Origin of the sequence: Pseudoalteromonas sp. Isolate6 (assembly GCF_022398435.1) — a bacterium.
GTDB lineage: Bacteria > Pseudomonadota > Gammaproteobacteria > Enterobacterales > Alteromonadaceae > Pseudoalteromonas > Pseudoalteromonas galatheae.
This window is the reverse complement of sequence record NZ_JAKEVK010000153.1, coordinates 1-11,331: the sequence shown is the minus strand read 5'-3', so window position 1 is coordinate 11,331 and position 11,331 is coordinate 1. Positions and strand designations below refer to the sequence as shown.

Annotated in this window: 9 protein-coding genes; 2 read left to right on the top strand and 7 right to left on the bottom strand. The window is 39.4% G+C overall.

Annotated elements, in window-relative coordinates; genetic code table 11:
• Positions 1-116: 116 nt before the first annotated feature.
• The 6 genes from L1D50_RS17070 to L1D50_RS17045 all read right to left on the bottom strand — a co-directional run bounded on the left by L1D50_RS17070 (position 117) and on the right by L1D50_RS17045 (position 8,595).
• On the bottom strand, positions 117-317 hold the full coding sequence (locus L1D50_RS17070; protein WP_128728820.1) for a 4-oxalocrotonate tautomerase family protein: 201 nt from the start codon (positions 315-317) through the stop codon (positions 117-119).
• 54 nt (positions 318-371) lie between these two features.
• Positions 372-731: a rhodanese-like domain-containing protein gene (locus L1D50_RS17065; RefSeq protein WP_128728821.1), complete on the bottom strand. Its 360-nt coding sequence runs from the start codon at positions 729-731 to the stop codon at positions 372-374.
• Between the two features lie 3 nt (positions 732-734).
• Entirely contained in the window at positions 735-1,712 is a 978-nt protein-coding gene (locus L1D50_RS17060) for a phytanoyl-CoA dioxygenase family protein (protein ID WP_128728822.1), read from the bottom strand.
• A 36-nt stretch (positions 1,713-1,748) separates the two neighbouring features.
• Positions 1,749-6,122, bottom strand: coding sequence for an AMP-binding protein (locus L1D50_RS17055; RefSeq protein WP_138522962.1), 4,374 nt, complete (start codon positions 6,120-6,122; stop codon positions 1,749-1,751).
• Positions 6,123-6,285: 163 nt separating this feature from the next.
• Positions 6,286-7,269 (bottom strand): diiron oxygenase, encoded by a 984-nt coding sequence (locus tag L1D50_RS17050; RefSeq protein WP_128728824.1) that lies wholly within the window; start codon positions 7,267-7,269, stop codon positions 6,286-6,288.
• Between the two features lie 36 nt (positions 7,270-7,305).
• Positions 7,306-8,595, bottom strand: a complete 1,290-nt coding sequence (locus L1D50_RS17045; protein ID WP_138522960.1) for a glutamate-1-semialdehyde 2,1-aminomutase — start codon at positions 8,593-8,595, stop codon at positions 7,306-7,308.
• Positions 8,596-8,821: 226 nt separating this feature from the next.
• Here L1D50_RS17045 and L1D50_RS17040 point away from each other — a divergent pair, with 226 nt between their 5' ends.
• Positions 8,822-9,769 (top strand): porin, encoded by a 948-nt coding sequence (locus L1D50_RS17040; RefSeq protein ID WP_128728826.1) that lies wholly within the window; start codon positions 8,822-8,824, stop codon positions 9,767-9,769.
• A gap of 180 nt (positions 9,770-9,949) precedes the next feature.
• Entirely contained in the window at positions 9,950-10,243 is a 294-nt protein-coding gene (locus L1D50_RS17035; RefSeq protein WP_128728827.1) for a prephenate dehydrogenase, read from the top strand.
• 67 nt (positions 10,244-10,310) lie between these two features.
• Here the strand turns inward: L1D50_RS17035 and L1D50_RS17030 are convergent, their stop codons facing one another.
• A complete protein-coding gene (locus tag L1D50_RS17030; protein ID WP_138522958.1) occupies positions 10,311-10,793 on the bottom strand; it encodes a DUF3016 domain-containing protein in 483 nt (160 codons plus the stop codon).
• Positions 10,794-11,331: the final 538 nt, after the last annotated feature.

Sequence of the window (11,331 nt, the reverse complement as noted above, 5' to 3'; positions counted from 1 at the left end):
AATTTACCATTATAAAAATGAAAAATGGGCACATACCCATTTTTCATTCAATTTTAGAACAAAGCTTAGCGACGTAAACCGTAATATTTAACAGTTGAAACTTTGCCTAATCACAACTATGAGACCAGCTTAGTTACTTGTTTTCCACCAGACCCCCAATTCTCAATTGCGACTTCATCAATCACCACTGTTGTATAACTTTCTGGCTTACCTAACACATCCCTTAAGACGCCAGCAACACCTTCAATTAAATCTGATTTTTGCTGCTTGGTTACACCCGACTCTGTAGGTGTTATTTTAATATTTACGTAAGGCATAAATTTATTCCTGATTTTGCTACATTTATCATGCTTTTATTGTTAACTCACAGATTAAGATTCGGCGTTCACGGTTGGGTAATCATGTTCATCCCACCAGGTTAAACCGCCGCTTAGCTCGACCACTTTGAAACCTAATTTAGCTAACTTCAGCGCACCATTAGTGGCTGCATTGCAACCTAATCCATCACAATAAGTTACGTATAATGTCGCGCTATCAAAATCACCTCGGTTGTCCTCAATAATTTGGCTATGAGGGTAATGGATAGCACCTTTAATGTGCTTTTTTGAATAGGCAACTTCACCTCTAACATCCAATACCACAACCTGTTTAGTTGATTTCATTGCCTCGTGAAGATCCCACGAGTCAATTTCAAACGCTAATTTATTTTCATAATAGTTAACCTGGTCCATAAGTTACGCTGCCTTCGATTGTTTTACTTTTAAAGCACTGTAAAAACCTTCACTGGCTTTAAGAAAGCGTTTATCTCTATCAGCATCAAAATAAGCACTCTCAGTTATTAGTTCATTATCAACATCACAAACTTCTAGATGAAACTTAGTCGGCCCCTCATAACCATAATAGTCTCGTGGTATTTCAATCATCTCAGCACGTTTTTGATCGTAACGAGAGTCTGCTGCGATGAAACGTAAACTAAAGGCATCTCGAGCCTCTAGTGGGCCTTCCTCAAGCGGTGCACTGCGATGTAATACATACTTGTCAAAAAGAATGACATCGCCTAACTCATAATCATCTTCAACCGAGAAATACTCTAATAATCGAGCGATACCACCAGAATTTAAAGGGTCATCACGCAGCGATACATAATCATCAAAATCAATACCACCTGACTTAATATGCTCATCCATACAGCGGAATACAGCGGGATCAATAAAGTCATACATAAATTCACCAGAAATAATGTCTCTTGGAACGTAGCACATACCACCACGCTGTTTTTTGCTGTCTATTTTATGCAAAGGAGCCCATAAAGTCGTACCGTTATCCTCTGCTCGGTTGAACCCGAAACTCTGTGACTCAATGTGCCAAGTAAAACCTTTATTGACCGCACCTGGTTTGCTTTGCTTCAAACTAAAGCCAACACCTTGGGTATAAAATAAGTCCTCCTGGCACAGCGACAACATGATATCCCTAAAGCTTTCATCGCCAATAAGCTCAAAAATCGTCTCATCACCGTTACATAGATCATATCTCAACTTATCAAACCCTTTTTGATAATGATCTGTCGGAGTTTCAAATTCGTCGTTCACTCTAGCACGTAAAAATTCAATCATTTCTTCAGAAAAGAATTGCTTTAAAACAACAAATCCTGTTCTTTGATAGTGCTCTATATGTTCTTGTGTTAGTTGGAAGTTGGGGTTTAATTTTTGCATTTTATATTCCTTTTAATAATGGTTTAGTTAAACAATTCACGCGATTTCTTTTAATAAATCAGATGGATAATCCGGATATTGAAAAATACGTTTGCGAGTAAACTGACCATAATGCAATTGATTAGGGTCCGACTTACATATCGCTTTGCGTTCAATAAGATGAGCAACAAACTGTTCAATCCAAGCCAACGTTGGCGGCTCAAATTGACAATCAATCAGGGAAAGCTTTCTAAGCGTCTCACTATGGTCATAAACCACATTTCTGGGACTGCGAGAGCTCCATAACTTACCTAATGCTAAATCTGAATCTGCGGTACCATCAAACGCCTCAAAGAGCTCACCGAAACTTTTACAAGTAGAGCGATTAAATTTAAATCCTTGCTTAACTAACGCTTGATACAACGACTTGATAGGGAAGTAATGTGGTGTGTCAACATGGAATACTCCCGACTTTTGGCGCTGCTGCAAAGACAACTTGATCACACATGAAGCTACAACATCAACAGGGCTGAGGTTTACCTGTTCATCAATATGAGTAGGCAATACACCAAGCTTTGCGGTTGCATTTAAGAACTGAATAAGTCTGTTAGCTGATGAGTTCCGTTGAAACTTTCCAGTTAAAGAATTCCCTGAAACATTACCGGTGCGATAAATGAAAGCAGGGTAGCCATCAATTATATGACTATTAACAATTTCCTCGGCTTCATATTTTGTTTTTTCATAGCCATTTTGAAATTCTTGACCAATGTTAAGCGAACTTTCTCTAAATCGCGTTTGCTCTTTACAAACTCCACAAACAGCTAGGGTTGACATATAATGAAGATCTTTCAACTTACCGTGCCGAGTAAAGTCAATAATCTGCTTTAATGGTACGATGTTAGCTTGCTGAAACTGCTGTAACGAGCCTACTAGACGAGTATCAGCAGCGAGGTGATATACTGCATCCACACTACTTTGTAACGCCTTGTAGCTATTTTCATCCAAACCAAAATTTGGCATCACAAGGTCACTTTCGATTACTTTTACTCTGTCCTGATACCTTTCCCATTGTTCTGCCTCAAAGTACCAACACCAGTTGTCATACAAACGTTGGTAAGCGCTTTCAGTGGCTGTTGCACGAACCAAACAGACCACTTCAGCATCACTCAATCGCATCAGCTGCTCAAGACAGTGAATGCCGATGAATCCGGTTGCTCCGGTTAAAATGACTTCTTTATAATCTCGGGGTTGCTCAGTTACCAATGATTCACTTAACTTTTCAGGGCAATAGTGAATAGCACCAGTACTTGTTCCCGACGTAGTTATTGATGGTTTGACGGTACTGCTATCAACAAGCAATCCTGTTAATAAAGCACGATAATTGTCTAAAAATGATGATATTTGTCGTTGCTGCTGTTGATTAGCGTTACCTGGATATGAAATATCGACAACGTATTGACCCAACATTTTCTGGATTGATACCTTGATCTCATGAAAGCGTAGATTGCTTGCCCCTCGACATGTGCCAATATCGATAGTACATGGTGTCAGCTTTAGTCGGTCATCATGTGGAAAATCAGTGTCTCCCAAGAAGTTAAAACAAATTGGTGACTGGTACAGAGCATCTGCATGTTGATGATGGTGAATTTGCCAACTTCGATGAACACCCAAATCAGCAACTGCATCAAAACTTGCTTTAGTATTCCTTAAGGTTTGCTCAAATAGCTGCTTGTTTACTGAAACATTTAATGGGAAGGTCGAAGTATGCCAACCAACTGTTCTCGATATATCTAATTGTGGATCAAATGACACTCGACCATGACTTTCAATGTCGATGCAAACTTGCTCGGTATCTTGTAAGCGGCCACACGTTTGAAACAATGCCCCTAAAAATAATAAATGTAAGGGTACATGCTGAGCAGCGGCTATAGATTCTAATTCGTCAGAGTGCTGTTTAGAAAAGACTAGCCAGTCTGTCTTTGCTTCACTTTCCGTATGTATTACTTTATCAATCAGTGGCGTTGAATGTGCGCTTGATGCTAACTTAGTTTCGATATTTTCTCGTGTAACCACTTCACCTTGTATGTGGTCAACCCAATCCCAAAATCCGCTTTGCACAGCGCTATCAGCGATTGCAACTCCGTCTTTCAAGTCACAATATATTTGCGTTACTTCATTGGTAATAATGCGCCATGAAATAACATCAACACAGATATGGTGGGCTACCAGCAACAAGTAACTTATACCTTCACCTGTAGAGAATAAATGCGCCTTAAAAACTGCTCCAGACTCTAAATGAATAGCACTTTGGATTAGTTTAGCCTGCTCAGTAATTGCTTCTTCATCATCGAGACTTATCATCGAGTGGGAAAATACGCTGTCGATCGCCAGAGGTAATGTTTTTGCGCTGTAGCCACCGTTTTCGTTTTGACTAAAAGCGGTTTTCAATAACTCATGCTGTTCACATATTTTAGTTATTGCGGTTTTCAGAAGCTCAGGTTCTAAGTCAGCTTCAACCTTAAAAATTACTGACTGATTATAAAGATCCGGATTAGCTAAATTTTCTTTAAAGAAAAAGTCTTGTGCTGCCGCGAAAACATCGCTAGAGGTCTTCTTAGTTGCGTTTTTACTCTTTTCTTGACGCTCTCTATTGCTAATAACACTACTAATAATGCCATCAATAGTCGGCATGTTGTTGAAATCGAAAGCTGTTATGGCAAAGCCCTTATACTGCAAATCGGCAACTAACTGCACAGAGTCAAGTGAATTTCCTCCAAGCTCAAAGAAATTTTCATGAACACCACAGCGTTGTGGCGCAATATGCTTGTAAAAAATGGGACTAATAGATTGAAATAATTTAAGATTTTCGCCGCTATACTGATTTTTTTCTGCACCGTGGCTGTCAATATTAGATGTTAAGTCTTCAACTAACTTGGCTTTTAATAACGCCTGAATGGCTTTGTTATCTGTTTTACCATTTTCATTACGCGGCATCTTATCTAATACATAAAATCGCTGAGGTATGGTATGTGCAGGCATAGCTTCACTGAGCATTGCTTTTATATCGTCACATGGCTTCGCAGGTGTGGTTATAGCTGCTAGCAACCAGTTTTTGTTTTCATGTTGTAAATAAGCAACAGATGCGGCAGAAACTGACAGCTGCTCTTTTAATGTATTCTCGATACTCTCAAGCTCAACTCGATAGCCATTGATTTTTACTTGGCGGTCAATTCGGCCAATAAAACTGGCCATTCCGCTTTCATCTAATGAGACGTAATCCCCTGTTTTATAACAACGTACAGTGCCAGTTTGTGTCTCAATATTTATAAATCGTGCACTTGTTTCTTCCACTCTATTGCGGTAACCCTGTGCTACCGATGGACCAGCAATTAATAACTCACCTCTCACATTACTGGACTTGAATTTTCCATCATCACATTTGACAAAAAAGCAGGTATCACCAAATGGAGAACCAATAGGGATGACATCATCAGAGAAGCTATTAATATGCTCTATACTAGTTAACTCGATTGCAGAAACCCCAACTGTTGCTTCGGTTGGTCCATAGTGATTGAACACCCGTTTTGCTATTTGATTCTCCAATACATCCCGTGCAGTGCGCTTTTGCAGAGGCTCACCACCAAAAATAATGTACTCAAGGCTTGGTAATATCTCAGTTTGATTCGTGAAGCTCTGAATAACAGCAGACCAATGCGAAGGCGTGATTTTAATAAAATCAATATCTTGCTCACGAAGGTAGGTTATTAATTTTCGCGGATCTTTACGCGTATATTGATCTATCAAATGTAAGCAGCCACCGTGATAAAGTGACAAGAACAAAGAAGTATTTCCCAGATCAGCAGCTAATGTGCTCAAATGTCCAAAGTTCAGTGGTGCTTTTACTTCTGTTAGCGCCGAAATACTTTGACTATAGTGATGAATATTACCGTGACTGACTTTCACTCCTTTGGGCTTACCTGTTGAACCCGAAGTAAATAGTACATAGGCAATATCATTCGATGATAGCTCAGGCAGGTCAACATGTTTACCTGTCGCATTCAACAGCTGCTCAACTGTGTAAGCTTCAATGGTTTCGCTCAGTGAAGAAGCTTCAGCATGTGCGATAATCGTATAATCCGGCTGAATATCTGATAAATGTTTTAGTAATTCGGCAGTACTTTGAGTTTGTTCAACAACTGTATAAGCAGCTCCCGCTAGCATAGTTGCCAACATACTTACTATCGTATTTACGCCTCTATCTGAGCATATTGCGATAACATCGCCACGCTTGATACCTAAGCGAATCAAATTGTCAGCTACAACCTTCGATTGCTGGTACAGTTGAGCATAAGAAAGCTGTTCTTCACCTGCAACCACAGCCACCCTATCCTGATGTTTTAGCGCATTATTAAAAAAGGCTTTTACTATCATGGTAGTTACCTCTCCCCTAAAGAGATGTTAATACCTCAATGCTCGGTCTATTTGGCTTTTATGAATAAAATGGCATGAGGTATTTTATTTACACGACTTCAATTAAATATCCTTATAAAGAGCCGGCTAAGGCCCTTTATTTTTACTTTGCAATTACACAGGCTCAGTCAACCTGATGACCATGAGCAATAAATGCTTGCTTAGTTGGCTCGTGATCAAACATCCGCATTTTCTCAACAGCTTCAACAAGCTGTAGCGTTGTCTTTTGGATATAGCTATTCATTCTGGCCATATACTCTTCATGAGTGTCATCCAAAATTGTTTGCGTTTCTTGCTCTGAAAAGCCTGCCGCTAGTAGCACTTTGCGATCAAAGTCGCGCGTTTCATCACCCTTGAGATATTCGTCAATATATGCAGGGAGGAACTGTCCGATTTCAACTTTCACTTCTTCTGGAAGCTTAGGCCAGTAGTTCGTTGTAGCTGTCATGAAGAAGCTAGCGTGGCGACCTTCATCCGCAACGTGATCACTCATAACCTGGTTAAACGTTTCTGTAGTATTTTTTTCGTCACCAATAGCCAATAAATCTTTGGTTAGCGTATGCTCGGCTAATGTCACAGAAATGAGTTGAAAATGATTATGAATTTCGGGGCGTAAAACTTTATAGGCATTTCTAACTGCATCAAGGTTGCCGTTAGAGTGCGGAACTTCAAGCGGCTCTATCTTATTTTGCTCTTTCATCTGCATAATAAAGTCAAGTGCAACATAAGCGTGATAACCCTCATCAATTACTACAGCAAGTGCTTCTCGCTTGGTTACATCACTAAAGCCTTCAATTACGTTATTTACAATATTTAAAGAACAATCAATTACGAAACGGGTCTCTAGTAAACCAATGTCATACATGTACTGATAAGCTGATTGTGCAAGAATATAGCCTATAGTCTCTTCACCTTTACTAATGACTAATGGGTGGCTAACTAGTGGCTGCCTTGAAGGGGGGAAAATATATTCATCGCTATCAAAGCTAGGCACAATAATACGGTCTGTGGTGCGAACTGTAGCTTTGCGATACCAATGCTTGATATTGTTAGTCTCTTTCTTGATATTCTCGACGTTCGGTAAAATCTTCGTTGCTAAATTACTCATTTATAGCTCCTTTAAACTTAAGTTAATTCCAGTAAATTAAAAATGTTTCTGTAGTTGTTCAGCGATAGTTTCAGCAAGCGCTTTGGCAAAGCCTTTAATATCTTCTTCGCTATGAGCATCGGTAAGAAAAATCGGCTCTTCTAGACTAGGAGCCATTAGATACCCCTTTTCGCGCATGACTAAATGCGTGTTCTTGAATACGTCATATTCTTGCTGTTTAACATCTGAGTAACTTTTCATATCAGCTTCAGAACGGCGAAATGCGATGCCGGAGAGCGCGCCAAAGCGGGTAAAGTGAAAAGGAATATCGAATTTCGCGAAGTGCGTTTTTATTTCTGACTCAAGCAATTTACCTTTAGCATCCATTTTTTCGTAAAAGCCTGGTTGAGCCATAATATCTAGTGCAGCATTACCTGCACTCATAGTAATAGGGTTTCCTGCAAACGTACCTGACTGAAAAACTTTGTTGCCGATCTCAACCAGCTTCATAAACTTCTCTTTGCCACCGTAAGCACCAACAGGAGCACCACCACCAATGATCTTTCCAAAAGTAGTGAGATCAGGATCCACATCAAGTAACTCAGAAACGCCACCAAAGCGGAAACGGAACCCTGTAACCACCTCATCAAAGATAAAAAGTGAACCATAATCGTTACAAAGTTGACGGATATTTTGGTGAAAGCCTTGTTGCGGTTTAACAAAGCCCATATTTGTAGCGAAAGGCTCAACGATCACAGCTGCAATCTGATCTCCGTGTGTCTCAAAGATCTCTCTGAGTTGCTCGGAGTTGTTGTACTCGCACAATAGAACGTTATGCTCAGCGACCCCATTAGTAGTTCCTTTAGTTGCAACTCCCTCATTTCCTTCAGGTTGAGCTAGCAACGCATCCGCGTGACCATGGTAAGAACCAACAAACTTAAGAAATAGCTTTCGATTGGTGTAAGCTCTTGCAATTCGTAGTGCAGTCATGACAGCCTCACTACCACTTACTACAAAGCGCAGCTTATCGATAGCACTAGTACTATCAACGATCTTTTTAGCTAACTGCTGTTCGATTTCGGTAGATAAACCAACTACCAGCCCCTTATCAAGTTGTTCAGATACTGCATTTGATATCTCTGTACGTGAATGACCGAGATAAATAGCACCAAAGCCACTTAAAAAGTCGGTATATTCTCTACCATCAACATCAATTATCTTGCTCCCCTTAGCTGACTCCAAAATGATTGGACTACCGCCAACTAATGAGAAAGTTCTCATTGGTGAGCTCACGCCATTAGGTATTACCTCATTTGCAGCTGCAAATATTCTCTCTGAGTTTTTCATGATATTTCTCGACTAATGTTAAAAATTATTCATCTACCAGCAATCCGCTTTGAGAATAAAATTGCCGTAAATAAGCTTCTGCGGTGATTATTCGTGTGTAGTCGATTTTAAACAACTGCAAAAAGTTACACTTTACTTACCTTTAGTGATTTTTATTTAATAAAGGAGCAACTGACTTAATTTATTTAATAAAGAAACAACATTTCCAGATAGGAAAATAGTGAATATGACGAACCTTCCTCTCACAACAGCCACTGTTTTATTTAGTAGCCTTTGGTCAGTCTCAACATCTGCGGAAGCCGCTAACCACTTATATGGGCTGATTAACATTGCATTGGAACAAAGCACACCTAGCTCAGCTTTAGAGCACAAAATTAGTAGCAAAGCATCAAGGTTTGGCATCAAGGGTGAGCGACAACTAGAACATAAAGTTATCATTAATTACAAAATTGAATATGGTGTTAACTTGAATGGAGAAAGAACCAGCTTAAGAGAACATATTGTGTTGCTCAACACTGAACATGGAAATATAAAGTTGGGCTATAGCAACACCCCATTTAAGCTATCACAAGGCAAAGTAGATATATTCAACGATGTGGTCGATATGAAATTATTGCTACCCGGAGATAATGTCACTGAGCTTTTGCACTATCAATCGCCCACTTTTGACAATTGGCGGCTAAACATAGCTTACATAGCTAATGGTAACGATCAGTATGAAACCCATGCCACCTCAAGTAGTTTACAATACCAAAATGATAACCTTTATTTTGCTATCGCTTATGAAAATGGTGTGACAGAGCAAGAATTAATCAGGGTATCAACATCATATAATTACGATGCGTGGCAACTTGGCTACTTATACCAAGCACAGTTAAACAACAATCTTGGTAATCGAAAAAATTCGGGCCATTTAATTAGCGCAAGCTACAAGCTCAACTCAGCTCTATTTAAAGGACAGTATATAAGCTCTAGTTATACTAGCGGCAATAAAGGATTTTATGGAATATCAGGCGTGCCAATGCACAGTATCACCTTAGGGCTGGACTATAGCTTGCAGCAGCATACAACATGGTATAGCTATTTCGCTTATGGGCGCTCCGACGACACAAACCAAGTAAGTGATAATGATAAAAGAACAATTATAGGTATGGGGCTAAAAACGCTGTTTTAGTCTCTACTGACGAAAGAGTAATGTCATTACTTCAAAACATTACTCGAACAAAAGTTGAACCTCTAGCCCAGCTTTTACTATTTACACGCTAAGTCTTTGCCTTACATACAGCAGCATTTTAAGGCAAAACCTAGTATCATTGTGACAAATTTTCACAAGATTGTAATTGGTAGGAAAATCATGCAAGCCGTTATCGAAAAGCTTAATGAAAACCTCAAGATCGTATACCGGCAAGCGCTGGATGCGGATAAAAAACTCGATGAATTGCAGCAGCAAGGTCACGGTAAGTTTAAGGCGCTATTTACGGAAGATGCCGGGTTTACGTTTGAAGCAAAACGCTTTAAACCTTATGTATTGGATGTTGCAGCCGACGTTGAAGGTCTATCGAAAACTGAAGAAATTGACGAGCAAAAACTCGCATTGGTTGTTAAAAAGTTACAATCATTACTACAGTTGCTAGCTACTTTTAAGTAGCCAACTCCTTAGTTAAGCACGCAGCTGGGTCGCTGCGTGCAGACTTTTCAGTGCAAACATCAACTGTTCAGCCTGTTTTCTTCATTAAGTCATCCTCAAACCAGTCAGTTAAAAGACGCTTTTCATAATAAAAAGGTTCATCTAAGCCCACTTTGACTCTGTCCATAAATGACATATCTTTTAGTTTGACGCCGCTCTCTTCTGCGATGCTGTTACCTGATTTATCCGTGAGCTTATAGCTAATTTCAAAACGAGGGAAATGAATTGGCTTAATCACACGAATGTCTGTCATGCCATAATGTACATCACCAGCTAAATCAATCTCATCAAAGTGAATAGCTAATTTATGCCCTGCAGGTAGCTTCTCTGCTAGCTTTTCTAAATGTTTGGTAAGTTGTTTTTCCACTCGCTTATGGAACGAGCCACGCGTCTCATTTCCCGGTCTAACATCGCGATACTCTTTAAAGTCCTTCCAAGTTACAGCAACTTCACCAGCATTCACAAATAGAGGGGTCATTAATAAAGCAAGTATTGCAATTAGTGTTTTCATATTTGGATCTCCTTCAAGCTCTGTGTTTACCTTACTCCTCAAAGATATGAAGTAAAGCAAGATCACACCCTTTTACGCAGTGTGACATTTGACTACATTTACATAACCTACCTAAAACTATACACAAAAGTTAGTTAGCTAGCCGAATGAAGAAACTAAGTTCACTAATACTATTCCACTCTAGATCAATGCTTCTCAAAACAGTGTAGATTTTTGGAGCTATTAAAAACAAAGTTAAAGCACGCTTAAGGAATCACAACTGCTAGCGCTCAAGTTGCCACTCTGCCAGCTTTCAAGTTAGCTATAGTTAGTAAGACCGAGGTTAAGGTAAATCGTTCTCAACCGGATGTAATCAAAGTAATGTCTTTACGACTACAAGCAATCGAGTAGCTCTATCTCTACGCTCTTTGATCTCCCCATCAAGCCACAGCTATTTACCCTGCATGATGCTCCCACTCAATAGAAGAAAGTAAATATTTTACATTGATTATCAAATACTCTTTTCAATTACCACCTTATGATTTTCTTTATATAAATC

What these genes read in the sequence shown, in the direction of transcription:
- L1D50_RS17070 (WP_128728820.1), bottom strand. Translation starts at nt 317, where the DNA reads ATGCCTTACGTAAATATTAAAATAACACCTACAGAGTCGGGTGTAACC.
- L1D50_RS17065 (WP_128728821.1), bottom strand. Translation starts at nt 731, where the DNA reads ATGGACCAGGTTAACTATTATGAAAATAAATTAGCGTTTGAAATTGAC.
- L1D50_RS17060 (WP_128728822.1), bottom strand. Translation starts at nt 1,712, where the DNA reads ATGCAAAAATTAAACCCCAACTTCCAACTAACACAAGAACATATAGAG.
- L1D50_RS17055 (WP_138522962.1), bottom strand. Translation starts at nt 6,122, where the DNA reads ATGATAGTAAAAGCCTTTTTTAATAATGCGCTAAAACATCAGGATAGG.
- L1D50_RS17050 (WP_128728824.1), bottom strand. Translation starts at nt 7,269, where the DNA reads ATGAGTAATTTAGCAACGAAGATTTTACCGAACGTCGAGAATATCAAG.
- L1D50_RS17045 (WP_138522960.1), bottom strand. Translation starts at nt 8,595, where the DNA reads ATGAAAAACTCAGAGAGAATATTTGCAGCTGCAAATGAGGTAATACCT.
- L1D50_RS17040 (WP_128728826.1), top strand. Translation starts at nt 8,822, where the DNA reads ATGACGAACCTTCCTCTCACAACAGCCACTGTTTTATTTAGTAGCCTT.
- L1D50_RS17035 (WP_128728827.1), top strand. Translation starts at nt 9,950, where the DNA reads ATGCAAGCCGTTATCGAAAAGCTTAATGAAAACCTCAAGATCGTATAC.
- L1D50_RS17030 (WP_138522958.1), bottom strand. Translation starts at nt 10,793, where the DNA reads ATGAAAACACTAATTGCAATACTTGCTTTATTAATGACCCCTCTATTT.